The following is a 15,124-nucleotide window of genomic DNA, read 5'->3' as shown; positions in this document are numbered from 1 at the left end:
AGGTCAACGACGCCTTATGACCATCAGCGATGCACAGCACCGTCTGCTTCTGGACAACCTGACCACTGCCACGCTCCTGCTCAATGCCGAGCTGCGCCTGGAGTACATGAACCCGGCCGCGGAAATGCTGTTGGCCGTCAGCGGCCAGCGCAGCCACGGGCAGTTCATCAGCGAGTTGTTCACCGAATCGACAGAAGCGCTCAGCTCATTGCGCCAAGCGGTCGAGCAGGCGCACCCGTTCACCAAGCGCGAAGCGCAACTGACCTCGCTGACCGGGCAGACCATCACCGTCGATTACGCCGTCACCCCCATTCTGCACCAGGGCCAGACCCTGCTGCTGCTGGAGGTGCACCCGCGCGATCGGCTGCTGCGCATCACCAAGGAAGAGGCCCAGCTGAGCAAGCAGGAAACCACCAAAATGCTGGTGCGTGGCCTGGCACACGAAATCAAGAACCCACTCGGCGGCATCCGCGGCGCGGCGCAACTGTTGGCCCGTGAGCTGCCCGAAGAAGGCCTGCGCGACTACACCAACGTGATCATCGAAGAGGCCGACCGGCTGCGTAACCTGGTCGACCGCATGCTCGGCTCGAACAAGCTGCCCTCGCTGGCCATGACCAACATCCACGAAGTACTGGAGCGGGTCTGCAGCCTGGTGGAGGCCGAAAGCCAGGGGTGCATCACATTGGTGCGCGACTACGATCCGAGCCTGCCGGATGTGCTGATCGACCGCGAGCAGATGATCCAGGCGGTGCTCAACATCGTGCGCAACGCCATGCAGGCGATCAGCTCGCAGAACGAGCTGCGCCTGGGCCGCATCACCTTGCGCAGCCGTGCCCTGCGCCAGTTCACCATCGGCCACGTGCGGCATCGCCTGGTGGCACGGGTCGAGATCATCGACAACGGCCCGGGCATCCCGTCGGAACTGCAAGACACCCTCTTCTATCCCATGGTCAGTGGCCGCCCGGACGGTACCGGGTTGGGCCTGGCCATCACCCAGAACATCATCAGCCAGCACCAGGGCTTGATCGAATGTGAAAGCCATGCAGGCCACACCGCCTTTTCGATCTACCTGCCTCTGGAACAAGGAGCCACCGCCTCATGAGCCGAAGTGAAACCGTATGGATCGTCGACGATGATCGCTCCATCCGCTGGGTCCTGGAAAAAGCCCTGCAACAAGAAGGCATGACCACCCAGAGCTTCGACAGCGCCGATGGCGTCATGGGCCGCCTGGCACGCCAGCAACCGGATGTGATCATTTCCGATATCCGCATGCCCGGTACCAGTGGCCTCGACTTGCTGGCCCAGATTCGCGAGCAGCACCCGCGCCTGCCGGTCATCATCATGACCGCCCATTCCGACCTCGACAGCGCCGTGGCCTCCTACCAGGGCGGTGCCTTCGAATACCTGCCCAAACCGTTCGACGTCGACGAGGCGGTGTCGCTGGTCAAGCGCGCCAATCAGCATGCCCAGGAGCAGCAAGGCCTGGATGTACCGCAGGCCTTGGCCCGCACGCCGGAGATCATCGGCGAAGCGCCGGCGATGCAGGAGGTGTTCCGCGCGATCGGGCGCCTGAGCCACTCCAACATCACGGTACTGATCAACGGCGAGTCCGGCACCGGCAAGGAGCTGGTGGCCCATGCGCTGCACCGGCACAGCCCGCGTGCGGCGTCACCGTTCATTGCCCTGAACATGGCAGCCATCCCCAAGGACCTGATGGAGTCCGAGCTGTTCGGCCACGAGAAAGGTGCCTTCACCGGTGCCGCCAACCTGCGCCGCGGCCGCTTCGAGCAGGCCGATGGCGGCACGCTGTTTCTCGACGAGATCGGCGACATGCCCGCCGATACCCAGACCCGCCTGTTGCGGGTACTGGCCGATGGCGAGTTTTACCGGGTTGGCGGCCACGTGCCGGTCAAGGTCGATGTGCGCATCATTGCCGCCACCCACCAGAACCTGGAATCGCTGGTGCAGGCGGGCAAGTTCCGCGAGGACTTGTTCCACCGCCTCAACGTGATCCGCATTCATATACCGCGCCTGGCCGACCGCCGCGAAGACATCCCCGCCCTCGCCCGCCACTTCCTCGCCCGCGCGGCCCAGGAGCTGGCCGTGGAGCCGAAGCTGCTGAAGCCGGAGACCGAAGAGTTCATCCGCAACCTGCCGTGGCCGGGCAACGTGCGGCAGATGGAAAACACCTGCCGCTGGATCACCGTGATGGCCTCCAGCCGTGAAGTGCTGATTGGTGACCTGCCGCCAGAGCTGCTGAACCTGCCGCAGGACGCGGCCCCCGTGACCAATTGGGAGCAGGCGTTGCGCCAGTGGGCCGACCAGGCCTTGGCCCGGGGCCAGACCAATCTGCTCGACAGTGCGGTGCCCAGCTTTGAACGGATCATGATCGAGACCGCGCTCAAGCATACCGCCGGGCGGCGCAGGGATGCGGCGCTTCTGCTGGGCTGGGGGCGCAATACCTTGACGCGCAAGATCAAGGAGCTGGGGATGAATGTCGCCGGCGGGGATGATGATGACAGCGAAGAGCATTGAGTCATAGGTAGGCCATGACATCCGGGGGCTGCTTTGCAGCCCCCAACATTTTAAGCCCCATGCACCGATCCTGTGCCCCCCTGCACCGCCCGAAGGCACAAAACCCCTCAAAACTTGGCAAAAAAGCCCTGAAAGCCAATGTTTCCGGGTTTTGCAAAACTGGCACGCCCCCTGCAATAAGTACTGTATCTCCCAGTTTCGGGGTCCTCGGTACAGGCAGGCCGGGAAAACCCCACTTTTATTTGCAGCAGCGCAAGTTTTGGGGACCCTGGTACAGGCAGGCCGGGACATCCCCTCTTTTATTCGTGCAGCCTCACCTGCACACGCCAACGCCCAGCGTCCTCTGCACCGGCCCACTCACCGTGCAGGGGGCGCGCGGCAACCACCGTCAGCAACAAGCCTTCCTCGCTTTTCTGCACGCGCCAGCCGACCGGTTTGCCCTGCAGGTACAATTGCCCTCGCTGGGCCTTGCCCTGGGCCTCGAACAGCACCGCAACCGTCCCTTCAACGTTTTCGCCGTGCAGCTTGGGTTCTTCGTTGAACCACAGGTCGAGCCCGTCCTGCACCACCACGACCTGCTCCAGCACCCGCTCATCAGGGGTGGTCAGGCGGCCGATCATCAGGCCCACCATCAGGCCGACAATGGCCAGCGAAAGCATTACCCGCGGGAAGGCCTTCGAACGCAGGTCCGGTTCAGGGGTAGAATGCTCGTCATCTTCACGCCTGGAGCCGTGCATGTTTCACGTCATCCTTTTTCAACCAGAAATTCCGCCGAATACCGGCAACATCATTCGCCTGTGCGCCAACAGCGGTTGCGCCCTGCACCTGATCGAGCCCATCAGCTTCGAGCTGGATGACAAGCGCCTGCGCAGGGCGGGGCTGGACTACCACGAGTATGCCACGCTCAAGCGCCACGAGAGCCTGGCTGGATGCCTGGAAAGCCTGGGCAACCCTCGGCTGTTCGCCTTCACCACCAAGGGCTCGCACCCCTTCCATGAAGTCACCTACCAGCCGGGCGATGCCTTCCTGTTTGGCCCCGAAAGCCGTGGGCTGCCGGCCGAGGTGCTGGACAGCCTGCCCGCCGAGCAGCGCCTGCGCCTGCCAATGCGGCCGGGGTGCCGCAGCCTGAACCTGTCCAACACCGTGGCGGTTACGGTGTATGAGGCGTGGCGCCAGAATGGGTTTGCCGGGAGCTGATCCATCGCCTGTGCCGGCCTCTTGGCGAATAAAACCGCTCACACAAAAAAGGCGACCTCGAAGGTCGCCTTTTTACAACCGGGCAGCGTTACTGAACGGTCGGAGTTTCGCCAGTTTCCTGCATACGCTGCAGCTCTTGCGCGTACAGGGCGTCGAAGTTGACCGGGGACAGCATCAGTGCCGGGAACGAACCACGGGTCACCAGGCTGTCCAGGGTCTCACGGGCGTAAGGGAACAGGATGTTCGGGCAGAACGCGCCGAGGGTGTGGCTCATCGAAGCCGCGTCGAGGTTGGCGATCAGGAAGATGCCGGCCTGCTGTACTTCGGCGATGAAGGCCACTTCGTCACCGTTCTTGACGGTAACCGACAGGGTCAGCACCACCTCGTGGAAGTCGCCTTCCAGGGCTTTCTGCTTGGTGTTCAGGTCCAGCGCAACGCTCGGCTCCCACTGCTGGCGGAAGATCTGCGGGCTTTTCGGGGCCTCGAACGACAGGTCACGCACGTAGATGCGCTGCAGCGAGAACTGAGGGCTGTTGTCTTCGGCAGCTGCGCCGTTGGTCTGTTGGTCAGTCATGGCAGATCCTTATCCTAATGTTTTTGAATGCAGTGCAAATCAGGCCGCCAGCAGCGCGTCGAGCTTGCCCGCGCGCTCCAGGGCATAGAGGTCATCGCATCCACCGACATGGGTACTGCCGATCCAGATCTGCGGCACCGAAGTACGGCCGGCCTTCTGACTCATTTCGGCACGAACCTGCGGCTTGCCATCGACCTTGATTTCCTCGAACGCAATGCCCTTGCTCTCGAGCAGGTACTTGGCGCGCATGCAGTAGGGGCAATAGTCGCTGGAATAAACGATGACGGGCTTCATATCACTTCACCAGGGGCAGGTTATCGGCTTTCCAGCTGGAAACGCCACCGCTCAGCTTGGCAGCGGTGAAACCAGCCTTGAGCAGTTCGCGGCAGAGCGTGCCGGACTGCTGGCCCATCGCATCGACGATGATCAGGGTCTTCTCTTTGTGTTTTTCCAGCTCGGCCATGCGGCTGACCAGTTTGTCTTGCGGGATGTTCACCGCACCGACGATGTGGCCCGCGGCATACTCCTTGGAGGTGCGGATGTCGATGACCAAGGCCTTGTCGGCGTTGACCAGGGCAGTCAGCTGGCCATTGCTCAGGCTCTGGCCGCCACGGCGGACTTCATTGATGAGCAACAGGACCAGCAGAACAACGAAGATCGCAACCAGGATGTAGTGATCTGTCGCGAATTGAATCAGGTGAGCAACCATCAGCGGTGTTCCAGGCGATTGAAAATGCCGGCCAGTATACACAGCCCCCCAGTGCCACCAAAGCCCGACCGGCCGGCCGGAAAAGCACCTTGGCCCTGTCAGCGTGGCCGCGCCGGTCGGGGGATAGGACGAATATTCGCCGCTGATGGCGCATTTGCCCTAAAATGCGTGTCTTTATCATCTTTGAACAACCGTGAGTTTGATTGATGACGAGTACGCCCAAACCCCTGGTCCTGATCATCCTGGATGGATTCGGCCACAGCGAAAGCCCCGAATACAACGCCATCTTTGCCGCCAACACACCGGTCTATGACCGCCTGCGCGCCACACGGCCGCATGGCCTGATTTCCGGTTCAGGCATGGATGTGGGCCTGCCGGACGGGCAGATGGGCAACTCCGAAGTCGGCCACATGAACCTCGGTGCCGGCCGTGTCGTCTACCAGGACTTCACCCGCGTCACCAAGGCCATTCGTGATGGCGAGTTCTTCAGCAACCCGGTGCTCACCGGCGCGGTGGACAAGGCGGCCGGTGCTGGCAAGGCCGTGCACATCCTCGGCCTGTTGTCCGACGGTGGCGTGCACAGCCACCAGGACCACCTGATTGCCATGGCCGAACTGGCCGCACAGCGTGGCGCCGAAAAAATCTACCTGCACGCCTTCCTCGACGGCCGCGATACGCCGCCACGCAGCGCGCAGTCGTCCATCGAACTGCTCGACACGACCTTCGCCAAGCTCGGCAAGGGCCGCATCGCCAGCCTCATCGGCCGCTACTTCGCGATGGACCGCGACAACCGCTGGGACCGCGTCGCCGCTGCCTACAACCTGATCGTCGACAGCGTTGCCGACTACACGGCAGAAACCGCCCTCGCCGGCCTGGAAGCCGCCTACGCCCGTGAAGAGAACGACGAATTCGTCAAAGCCACGCGCATTGGCGAGGCAGTCAAGGTCGAAGACGGCGACGCGGTGATCTTCATGAACTTCCGTGCTGACCGCGCCCGCGAACTGTCGCGTGCCTTCGTCGAGCCGGACTTCAACGAGTTCCCCCGGGCGCGCCTGCCGAAGATGGCGGCCTATATCGGCCTGACCCAGTACTCGGCGAAAATCCCGGCCCCGGCCGCCTTCGCCCCCTCCAGCCTGAACAACGTACTGGGCGAGTACCTGGCCAAGAACGGCAAGACCCAGCTGCGCATCGCCGAGACCGAGAAGTACGCGCACGTCACGTTCTTCTTCTCCGGTGGCCGCGAAGAGCCGTTCGAAGGCGAAGAGCGCATCCTCATCCCATCGCCGAAGGTCGCCACCTATGACCTGCAGCCGGAGATGAACGCGCCTGTAGTCACCGACCGTATCGTCGAAGCCATCGAGCAGCAGCGTTACGACGTGATCGTGGTCAACTACGCCAACGGCGACATGGTCGGCCACACCGGCGTGTTCGAGGCTGCGGTCAAGGCGGTCGAAGCGCTGGATACCTGTGTCGGGCGTATCGTCGAGGCGCTGGAAAAGGTCGACGGTGAGGCACTGATCACCGCCGACCACGGCAACGTCGAACAGATGGAAGACGAATGCACCGGCCAGGCGCACACCGCCCACACCACCGAGCCGGTACCGTTCATCTATGTTGGCCAGCGCAAGCTCAAGGTTCGCGAAGGCGGCGTGCTGGCCGACGTGGCGCCGACCATGCTGCAACTGCTGGGGCTGGAAAAGCCTGTGGAAATGACCGGCACGTCGATTCTGGTCGATGCCTGATCGGTGTATCGGGGCCGCTTTGCGGCCCCTTTACCGATGAATTCCAGACAAACGCCTCGCCGCATCTGCCGCGAGGCGTTTTTTTTGCAGGCCCGCGCGGGCATACTAGGCCAGTCTCCATCCCTGGTACGCCCAACCCCATGCTTCGCGCCCTGATCCTACTCGCCCTGTCTTGCCTGCTCAGCCCGGCGTTCGCCGATGAGCGTGCGCAGACCCAGCAACAACTGGACGCCACCCGCCAGGACATCGCCGAGCTCAAAAAGATGCTGGGCAAGCTCCAGGAAGAGAAGTCGGGCGTGCAGAAAGACCTCAAGTCCACCGAGACCGACATCGGCGATCTCGAAAAGCAGGTGGAGGCACTGCAACAAGAACTAAAAAAGACCGAGGGCGAGCTGGAGCGCCTTGATACCGAGAAAAAAAAACTCCAGAGCGCCCGCGTTGAACAACAGCGACTGATCGCCATCCAGGCCCGTTCCGCCTACCAGAACGGCCGCGAGGAATACCTCAAGCTGCTGCTCAACCAGCAGAACCCCGAGAAATTCGCCCGCACCCTGACCTATTACGATTACCTGAGCAAGGCGCGCCTGGAACAACTGCGCACCTTCAACGAGACCCTGCGCCAACTGGCCAATGTCGAACAGGACATCGGCCGCCAGCAAGCGCAACTGCTGGCCCAGCGCGGCGACCTCGACAGCCGCCGCCAGGCGCTCGAAACCGAACGCAGCAAGCGCCAGCAAGTACTGGCCAAGCTCAACAGCGACATGAAAGACCGCGACCAGAAGCTGCAGGCCCGCGAGCAGGACCAGGCCGACCTTGGCAAAGTCCTCAAGACCATCGAGGAAACCCTGGCGCGCCAGGCCCGCGAAGCCGAGGAAGCGCGCAAGAAAGCCCTGCTGGCCCAGCAGGAGGCGGAAAAACGTCGCCAACAGGAAGCCCTGGCTGCCGCCGCCGCACGCAACGATGCCCGCGAAGCCGCAGAGCCACCGAAAAAAGCCCGCACCACCCTTGGCCCGATAGTGTCCAGCGATGGCGCAAACTACGGCGGCGCATTTTCTGCTGCGCGGGGAAAACTTCCGTGGCCCGTCAATGGTCGATTGCTGGCACGCTTCGGCGATGCACGCGGCAGTGACGCCCGCGCCAAATGGGACGGGGTGATGATCAGCGCCAACCCAGGCACTCAAGTACGCGCCGTACACGGCGGCCGTGTGGTGTTTGCCGACTGGTTGCGCGGTGCTGGACTTCTGGTCATTCTCGACCATGGTAATGGTTACCTGAGCCTGTACGGTCACAACCAGAGCCTGCTCAAGAGCGCCGGCGACATCGTCAAGGCCGGCGACGCCATTTCCACCGTGGGTGACAGCGGTGGCCAGGACAGCGCAGGCTTGTACTTCGCCATCCGCCAGCAGGGCCGGCCTACCGACCCTTCACAGTGGTGCAGAGGTTAGGGTTGCAACCCAATTCACCTTTTTACGGCGTAGCCTGAATGCTGCGCCGATGCTCCTCAAGGAGCGCCTACAGGATCAGGAGTTCGTTCGACATGCTGCACTCGCCTCGTCTCACCCAGCTGGCCCTGTCCATCGCCCTGGCGGTCGGTGCGCCCCTGGCCACTGCCGCAGAGCCGGCCAAGCCAGCCGCGGTGCCGGCCACCGAGGTGACGGCCAAGGCGCCGCTGCCGCTGGAGGAGCTGCGCACCTTCGCCGAGGTCATGGACCGCATCAAGGCCGCCTATGTGGAGCCTGTGGACGACAAGACCCTGCTGGAAAACGCCATCAAGGGCATGCTCAGCAACCTGGACCCGCACTCGGCCTACCTTGGCCCCGAAGACTTCCAGGAGCTGCAAGAAAGCACCAGCGGCGAATTCGGTGGCCTGGGCATAGAAGTTGGCCAGGAAGACGGCTTCATCAAGGTGGTCTCGCCCATCGATGACACCCCAGCGTCGCGGGCCGGTGTGCAGGCCGGTGACCTGATCGTCAAGATCAACGGCGCACCGACTCGGGGCCAGACCATGACCGAAGCGGTCGACAAGATGCGCGGCAAGATCGGCGAGAAGATCACCCTGACCCTGGTCCGTGACGGCGGTAACCCGTTCGACGTGACCCTCGCCCGCGCGGTGATCCAGGTCAAGAGCGTGAAGAGCCAACTGCTGGAAAACGACTACGGCTACATCCGTATCACCCAGTTCCAGGTCAAGACCGGTGACGAAGTGGGCAAGGCCCTGGCCAAGCTGCGCAAGGACAACGGCAAGAAATTGCGCGGCGTGGTGCTCGACCTGCGCAACAACCCCGGCGGCGTGCTGCAGTCGGCGGTAGAAGTGGCCGACCACTTCCTGACCAAGGGCCTGATCGTCTACACCAAAGGCCGTATCGCCAACTCCGAACTGCGTTTCTCTGCCGACCCGGCCGATGCCAGCGAAGGCGTACCGCTGGTGGTGCTGATCAACGGCGGCAGCGCTTCGGCTTCGGAAATCGTCGCCGGCGCCCTGCAAGACCAGAAACGTGCGGTGCTGATGGGCACCGACAGCTTCGGCAAAGGCTCGGTGCAAACCGTGCTGCCGCTGGCCAACGATCGCGCCCTGAAGCTCACCACCGCACTGTATTACACCCCTAATGGCCGTTCGATCCAGGCCCAGGGCATCGTGCCCGACATCGAGGTGCGCCCGGCCAAGCTCACCGCCGAGGTCGACACCGACAACTTCAAGGAAGCCGACCTGCAGGGCCACCTGGGCAACGGCAACGGCGGCGCCGACCGCCCGACCGGCAGCAGCAAGCGCAAGGAACGCCCGCAGGATGATGACTTCCAGCTGAGCCAGGCGCTGAGCCTGCTCAAGGGCCTGAACATCACCTCGGGCAAATGATCCAGCCGATGCGCTATCTGCTGTGTCTGCTGTTCTGTGTGTTGGCTGGCGTCGCCCAAGCGGCGCCGACCAACAAGGCCTACATGAGCATCATCATCGACGACCTGGGCCAAAGCAGCGAGCGCGACCACCGCACGCTTGCCCTGCCCGGCCCGGTCACGATGGCGATCATGCCCGACACCCCGCACGCCACCGACTTCGCCCGCCAGGCGCACAAGGCCGGCAAGACGGTGATCCTGCACATGCCCATGGACCCTGCCACCGGCCCATACGCCTGGCACCCCGGCCTGCCGCTGCCCGAACTGGCCAGCCGCCTGGATGCGGCCCTGGCCAAGGTGCCCTACGCCGCCGGCATCAACAACCACATGGGCAGCCGAATGACGGCCCAGCGGGACCCGATGACCTGGCTGATGGGTGAACTGCAACGGCGGCATCTGTTCTTCGTCGATAGCCGTACCAGTGCAGCCACCGTGGCAGCGGCCCAGGCGCAGGCCGTTGGCCTGGCGCACGTTTCGCGTGACGTATTCCTCGATGACGAGCGCTCCGTGGAGGCAATCGACCGCCAGTTGCGCCAGGGGGTTGAGCTTGCACGGCGGCAAGGCTCAGCCGTGTTGATCGGCCACCCCTACCCCCAGACCCTGCAGGTGCTGGAACGCGAACTGCCCCGGCTGAAGGCAGAAGGCATCGTGCTGATCGGCCTTACGCAGATGATCGCCGAGCGTGGCAACCAGGCCATGCCTGCCCACGGCAAGCACGGCCGTTACAGCAACCGCTGAGCCCCTCAGTCGAACGGGATGATGCCGCTCGCCTGCTCCAGGGTCAGCTTGCCGCGGTGTACACGAACGCTCGCGGCAGCTTCTTCGCGTCCACTCATACGGCGCTGGCTCCAGGTTTTCAGGTGGCCCTGGGTAAAGTCCCGGGCAAGCGCATCAGCTGAGCGCATATGAAAATGCGCCACCCACAATGGCCGCCCCGACGTTGCTCCAGGTTGCGCCAGACGCATGATCTTGTACTCATCGAAGGTGCTGCCATTGCTCATGACTTGCCTGGGGCTGACATATTCCACCTTGAGCAAGCGTTGCTCATGCAAGAACCGCAATGCTTCAGCGCTGGGGTAGTGTGTATTGGTGTAAAGCGTGGTCAGCTTGAGGTTCTTCTCCGCTCGAAGCCGGTCCGAGGCCGCTTCCAGGCTTTTTATCAAGGCGGGGTTTGCGCCCTCCTCACCCAGCGATGTCGCCGCGCGGCCGAGCTTGTCTATCTGGTGTTCGAACAACCGCGCCAGCCGAGGGCCCTTGAGGTCGTTGTCGATGTACGCTTGCGCCTTGAGGCTCAGCTCGTCGTTTTCGTCCAGCAGGGTCTGCACGCGCATGGCTGTATCAACGGGCTCTGCCTGCGATTCGAGCGGAACCTGCTCAGCCACACGCTCTCGCCACTGGCCATGCTCCCAGTCGAAAATGGCCAGTACGACGCCGCTGAAAGGGTCACGCACCTCAAGCACTTTTTGCCCGTCGTCATCGCGCTCGGTACCGATGAGTGTTTGCCCCTCGGCGTTTCGCACTACCCGTTGCGGCTCGCTCGAAACAAGGTAGGCCGCCCGCTTCGGCGGCACGTTTGCGCCTTCCTGTTCTTTGATGGCCTCGACCAGGCGGCGACCGGCATCGAGCTTCAGTTTTTCCAGCTGGGTGCGGTACCGGTCGGTCATCGAGACTTCGACCAGCGCCCCACCATCACTGCGAATGCGTGCGCTGTTGACCAACGCCTCGGCATACTCGTCCCACGCTTCCTGAAGGATGACAACCCGGTCTTCCACCGGCAGGTTGGCGAAATCGAGCTCGCCATGAGCGCCGGCCGCATTGCGCAAGGCAGCCCCGGTAAGCTCCTCCCTGAACCGGGCTACTTTGCGCTGGCCGCTGGTGACGTCCAGGTGCAGCGCCAGATTCGCTAGGTTCATCGCCTGATGGAAACGGAACTGCACTGTGCTGAATTTGCGCAGCGCAATGAGTGAGTCAACGGTGCGACTGTGCATTTCAATGGGGCTGCTGATTACCAGATCGCCAGGCGCACCCGGCAACAGCTCGTCCAGGCGCTCGTAGACGGCGAGTATGCGGTCTTGAAGGCCCACTACATATTCGAGTCTACGACGCAATGCTCGATAGGGTTCGAGCACCTGCAGCAGCGGCTGCCCATCTAGCCTGGCTTGCATGCGATCCAGCCCTGGGTAATCCGCCAGGTTCCACAACTCATTGAGGATGAAATCGCTGTTACGGATCTGATTGATCAGAACAGTGCGCCGCTGCTCTGAAATGACCTCTTCCCACCCGCTCCGAGCGCTGGCGAACTTGGGTTCGAACAGGGTTTCAAGAACACTTTGTATGGCTGTGTCACTTTGAACAGCCTCTTCGAGGTACCCGACCGCCTCTTCGCGCTTACTGACGATTTGTGCCTCCCACTCAGCGATACGCACAGCGTACTGACTGATGAGAGCTTGGGACGCTTCCCGCTCACCGTCACTGACAGCGGCGTCCACCCTGGCCTGTGCCCTTGCGCGCAAGGTCTTGAGCTGGGTGAGTTTGTGTTGCAGTGCCGTGATTTCAGTTCCAACCGTTCCAAACTGCGCCGTCGCACTGTTCACCTTGCCATTGAGGTTGTCGGCAAACTCCCTCAGCTTGTCAAAGCGCCGGGCCAGTTGCGCCCGCGTGTCGCCCCGCCTCATTCCGCCAACCAGGCGTAACGCAGTATCCACTCGCCAAACACCCAGCGTACAGGCCAGCCATGGCCCATACCCGCCTTTAGAGTCGATCACTCGCACACCGTCCGGGCCCACTTCAACGGGGTAAGCATCGCCCCCCATGGCCGCGTAGAGTCTCCCTTGGACTCGATACAAACCTTCAGCATCGCCACTTGCCTGCAAGTTCGACTCATCCAGTGCTATGTCCACCCGCATGGCCCGCAGCGCCTGCCGCTGCGCAGGCGGCAGCCAGTTGAACCCGTGGTTGCCGCGCCAGCTCAAGTCAAGCTGACGCCCAGGCAGCGCTGCCAGCGCACCAATCGCCGCTTCGGCTTCAGTGGCAGGCGCCACCGACACTTCGGCAAATGCCCCGCGTTGCGCGGCAGGGCCTTCGAACTGGTCTGCGCCGGGGGGCTGCCCGGCCACACCAAGCTGCAGACTGGGTTGCCGCGCATGCAGCAACACCATCCCCAGGTTCAGCAGCAAGTCAGCGATGGCGGCGGAGCGGTCGAATTCCCCCCCCTGCTCGAGGGCCAACAGGTCGTTTTCCAGCGACGTCAGCAGTTGTACCAGCCACGCCACGCTGGCCACCGGGCCGCGCAGCGCCAGGGTGGCCAGGTCAAACAGCAGCCAAGCGCCCTGGCACAGGGTTTGCCAACGGCGCTCTGCATTGGAGGTGGATTGCATGTCAGCCAACTCGACGAGCAGGTCGCGGTTGGCGTTGTAGAGTTTGTCGTCGATATCGCTGCCCCACAGCTGCGGATCGATGACGGGTGGCTCAGGCTTCTCAGGCAGGCTGAAAGGGTCCGGCCCCAGACTCGTGACATGGGGTTCGCGGAACCCACCATGGTCATAGATAGAGCGAACCTGGGGGTCCAGCCAATCCAGAATGCTCACTTGCAACAAGGGGGACTGTTGGATGTGCTCCAGCAACGCCGCCAGGCTTGCGTATTCGCGCAGCGTGTCCTGCCTGTACAAAGGGCGATAGAACAGCACCCGCGACGGCTCGACGCAGAACAGCAAATACATGCCACGCACGTTGTCATGTTGCCCAGAGTGAGGCTGGCGCCTGAATGCCAGCGGCATCAGGACCATGCGCGGGGTTTGCGGGTCGACATGGCCAGCGCAGAAATCAACCACACACTGCAAGCCGGCATCCGTGAGCTTGCCTTCAAGCTTGCTGGTCAGCGCGCTGAACCGCAGGGCGCTGCGCCATTCCCGGCCAAATCGCCTGACGCGCTGTGCACGCTGCAGCGGGTCGTCCAGTTGACGGGCAACGTACGCCGGGTAATTGCCACCGATATCGACCTGGCTCACCAACTGATTGGCTGCGTCGGCATCCAGCCAGGCAGGTACGTCTGCACCGTTGGCGCACCGGATACGCAGCACCGAGGCCCCCCCGAGAGCACCGAGGTTGCCGATGGCGAATTCGGTGAGGGTCTTCTCGCCTTCGAGTACCAACGGCTCGCCGCCCCCTGTGCCCGTTCCGGCGCCACCCGGTACCCCACGGGCCACGAAGAACTGCAACATCAGATCGTCCGGGGATGTGTGATCGCCGTGGGCCAGGCGCATCTGCTCGCTCAGGCGCTGACGGGTGTAGTCGGCCAGGCCCTGGATGCCATCCAAGGCTGGGATACTCTCAGCGTCGAGCTGGTCGAGCGCGAGCTGCAGCAAGCCCGCGTGATAAGCCAGGCTGTCATCACCGTCGCTCAGCGACAAGCCAGGCGGAGGCTCGACCGCCGGGGTATCGTCGGGGTAACGGTCGAACCACTGTGCGGGGTCGCTCATCTGAGCAAACAGCCGCTCAAGTGCCGCGACATCGGCCAACTGCCCATAGCGCACCCTGTCGACCTGAGTGAACAGCGTCTCGAGCAGCAGCCCGACTTGCTGAGCGAATACATTGCCCTCGACCGGGTAGCGTTGCCATGACAGGCCATCGAAGCTGTAGCGCTGTGCAAGCTCGTCACGCAGGGCAAGGGCGAACGCGGCCAAGGATGGAAAACCTCGCACATTGCCAGAAGGGGCGCACCACAACACGACCTGCCGTTCGTCCCATTCGCCGGTGATCAGCAGATGGCACAGCGTCTCATCCCAATGCCCGGAGCCCGTCGTCAGCCGGGTTTGCACGAAGCTCACCGCCGGTTGGTCACGACCGCCCCGTATCAGGTCACGGACGCAGGCTTGCTCTTGCGCATCCAGGCCTTGCAACGGCAGGCCGCGCAGCAGAGCTGTTTTCAACAGCAACTGCAGCCACTCATCACGGCTTGCACCGCTGCTGCCCTGGCTGCGCCAATAGTCGAGCTGCGCCTGGCAAAAGTGCTGCGGCAGTTGTTCGATCAGGTCATTGATAGGGCCCGTCAAGCCACTGAGCTGCCGGGTGTCGAACGCGCTGTCGGAACCGGCGAACCGGTACGGATCGACCAAGCCGAGATTATGGTGGCGCCCATCGACAGGCTCCAGGTCGACCGAGTTGGTCTGGAGCATGGCCTGCAGCACCCTGTCGACCAGCGGCTCAGTGGACCAGTAAGGTGTGGAAGGGTCAGGGCTGTCCAACATCAGCGCGTCGGCAGACGGCAAGGTAGGCTCGACGGCTGCCAACCACGGCAGCTCACTCAGCAACAGCGTGAGCAGTTGCTCGCTGACGACCTGACGCAGGGTCGGACGGTCGCCGAACTGCAGGGCAGCGGCGCGTTTGAAATCGAATGTCGAAGTGTCGGAACTGGACATGTCCAGGGCCTCCTGGTGGATGGACCAGAAGCCTTGCGCGAACGCCTGCGGTAGCGGT

At 63.0% G+C, this 15,124-nt stretch carries 12 protein-coding genes; 7 read left to right on the top strand and 5 right to left on the bottom strand.

Annotated elements, in window-relative coordinates:
* The first annotated feature begins 16 nt into the window (after positions 1 to 16).
* Complete coding sequence (gene glnL, locus HU770_RS08505; protein WP_186663483.1) at positions 17 to 1,102, top strand: nitrogen regulation protein NR(II); 1,086 nt, start codon at positions 17 to 19, stop codon at positions 1,100 to 1,102.
* Positions 1,099 to 2,535: a nitrogen regulation protein NR(I) gene (gene ntrC, locus HU770_RS08500; RefSeq protein ID WP_033701965.1), complete on the top strand. Its 1,437-nt coding sequence runs from the start codon at positions 1,099 to 1,101 to the stop codon at positions 2,533 to 2,535. The genes glnL and ntrC overlap by 4 nt, the downstream gene beginning before the upstream one ends.
* Positions 2,536 to 2,834: 299 nt before the next feature.
* Here the strand turns inward: ntrC and HU770_RS08495 are convergent, their stop codons facing one another.
* Positions 2,835 to 3,272 carry a hypothetical protein gene (locus HU770_RS08495; protein ID WP_047582213.1) on the bottom strand — a complete coding sequence of 146 codons (438 nt, stop codon included), beginning with the start codon at positions 3,270 to 3,272 and terminating at the stop codon, positions 2,835 to 2,837.
* On the opposite strand from HU770_RS08495, the gene trmL reads away from it, so the two are divergent.
* Positions 3,271 to 3,732: a tRNA (uridine(34)/cytosine(34)/5-carboxymethylaminomethyluridine(34)-2'-O)-methyltransferase TrmL gene (gene trmL / locus HU770_RS08490; protein WP_186663482.1), complete on the top strand. Its 462-nt coding sequence runs from the start codon at positions 3,271 to 3,273 to the stop codon at positions 3,730 to 3,732. The two genes, HU770_RS08495 and trmL, sit on opposite strands and share 2 nt — an antisense overlap.
* 88 nt (positions 3,733 to 3,820) lie before the next feature.
* On the opposite strand, the gene secB is transcribed toward trmL, so the two are convergent.
* Genes secB through HU770_RS08475 form a run of 3 tightly spaced genes read right to left on the bottom strand, consistent with a single transcriptional unit; the run spans position 3,821 to position 5,015 of the window.
* Positions 3,821 to 4,306 (bottom strand): protein-export chaperone SecB, encoded by a 486-nt coding sequence (gene secB, locus HU770_RS08485; RefSeq protein ID WP_033701969.1) that lies wholly within the window; start codon positions 4,304 to 4,306, stop codon positions 3,821 to 3,823.
* A gap of 39 nt (positions 4,307 to 4,345) precedes the next feature.
* Positions 4,346 to 4,600: a glutaredoxin 3 gene (gene grxC, locus HU770_RS08480; protein WP_033701970.1), complete on the bottom strand. Its 255-nt coding sequence runs from the start codon at positions 4,598 to 4,600 to the stop codon at positions 4,346 to 4,348.
* A gap of 1 nt (position 4,601) precedes the next feature.
* Positions 4,602 to 5,015 carry a rhodanese-like domain-containing protein gene (locus tag HU770_RS08475; RefSeq protein WP_033701972.1) on the bottom strand — a complete coding sequence of 138 codons (414 nt, stop codon included), beginning with the start codon at positions 5,013 to 5,015 and terminating at the stop codon, positions 4,602 to 4,604.
* Between the two features lie 206 nt (positions 5,016 to 5,221).
* Between HU770_RS08475 and gpmI the strand changes: the two genes are divergently transcribed.
* The 4 genes from gpmI to HU770_RS08455 all read left to right on the top strand — a co-directional run bounded on the left by gpmI (position 5,222) and on the right by HU770_RS08455 (position 10,387).
* Complete coding sequence (gpmI, locus tag HU770_RS08470) at positions 5,222 to 6,757, top strand: 2,3-bisphosphoglycerate-independent phosphoglycerate mutase (RefSeq protein WP_186663481.1); 1,536 nt, start codon at positions 5,222 to 5,224, stop codon at positions 6,755 to 6,757.
* 140 nt (positions 6,758 to 6,897) lie between these two features.
* Entirely contained in the window at positions 6,898 to 8,202 is a 1,305-nt protein-coding gene (locus HU770_RS08465; protein ID WP_033701975.1) for a murein hydrolase activator EnvC, read from the top strand.
* A gap of 92 nt (positions 8,203 to 8,294) precedes the next feature.
* The gene (locus HU770_RS08460) at positions 8,295 to 9,611 is read left to right on the top strand and encodes a S41 family peptidase (RefSeq protein WP_033701976.1); all 1,317 of its coding nucleotides are present in this window, start codon (positions 8,295 to 8,297) and stop codon (positions 9,609 to 9,611) included.
* Positions 9,612 to 9,619: 8 nt separating this feature from the next.
* Positions 9,620 to 10,387, top strand: a complete 768-nt coding sequence (locus tag HU770_RS08455; protein ID WP_156310487.1) for a divergent polysaccharide deacetylase family protein — start codon at positions 9,620 to 9,622, stop codon at positions 10,385 to 10,387.
* Positions 10,388 to 10,392: 5 nt separating this feature from the next.
* On the opposite strand, the gene HU770_RS08450 is transcribed toward HU770_RS08455, so the two are convergent.
* Positions 10,393 to 15,066: a DUF6543 domain-containing protein gene (locus HU770_RS08450; RefSeq protein ID WP_186663480.1), complete on the bottom strand. Its 4,674-nt coding sequence runs from the start codon at positions 15,064 to 15,066 to the stop codon at positions 10,393 to 10,395.
* Positions 15,067 to 15,124 lie beyond the last annotated feature (58 nt).

It is taken from the genome of Pseudomonas sp. SWRI68, from assembly GCF_014269165.1.
Lineage (GTDB): Bacteria > Pseudomonadota > Gammaproteobacteria > Pseudomonadales > Pseudomonadaceae > Aquipseudomonas > Aquipseudomonas capeferrum.
This window is presented reverse-complemented; position numbering and strand designations above follow the sequence as displayed.

Bases quoted from the DNA above. Each gene is read 5' to 3' on its own strand.
- HU770_RS08475 (WP_033701972.1), bottom strand. From the start codon at position 5,015: ATGGTTGCTCACCTGATTCAATTCGCGACAGATCACTACATCCTGGTT.
- trmL (WP_186663482.1), top strand. From the start codon at position 3,271: ATGTTTCACGTCATCCTTTTTCAACCAGAAATTCCGCCGAATACCGGC.
- ntrC (WP_033701965.1), top strand. From the start codon at position 1,099: ATGAGCCGAAGTGAAACCGTATGGATCGTCGACGATGATCGCTCCATC.
- glnL (WP_186663483.1), top strand. From the start codon at position 17: ATGACCATCAGCGATGCACAGCACCGTCTGCTTCTGGACAACCTGACC.
- secB (WP_033701969.1), bottom strand. From the start codon at position 4,306: ATGACTGACCAACAGACCAACGGCGCAGCTGCCGAAGACAACAGCCCT.
- HU770_RS08495 (WP_047582213.1), bottom strand. From the start codon at position 3,272: ATGCACGGCTCCAGGCGTGAAGATGACGAGCATTCTACCCCTGAACCG.
- HU770_RS08465 (WP_033701975.1), top strand. From the start codon at position 6,898: ATGCTTCGCGCCCTGATCCTACTCGCCCTGTCTTGCCTGCTCAGCCCG.
- HU770_RS08455 (WP_156310487.1), top strand. From the start codon at position 9,620: ATGCGCTATCTGCTGTGTCTGCTGTTCTGTGTGTTGGCTGGCGTCGCC.
- grxC (WP_033701970.1), bottom strand. From the start codon at position 4,600: ATGAAGCCCGTCATCGTTTATTCCAGCGACTATTGCCCCTACTGCATG.
- HU770_RS08460 (WP_033701976.1), top strand. From the start codon at position 8,295: ATGCTGCACTCGCCTCGTCTCACCCAGCTGGCCCTGTCCATCGCCCTG.
- gpmI (WP_186663481.1), top strand. From the start codon at position 5,222: ATGACGAGTACGCCCAAACCCCTGGTCCTGATCATCCTGGATGGATTC.
- HU770_RS08450 (WP_186663480.1), bottom strand. From the start codon at position 15,066: ATGTCCAGTTCCGACACTTCGACATTCGATTTCAAACGCGCCGCTGCC.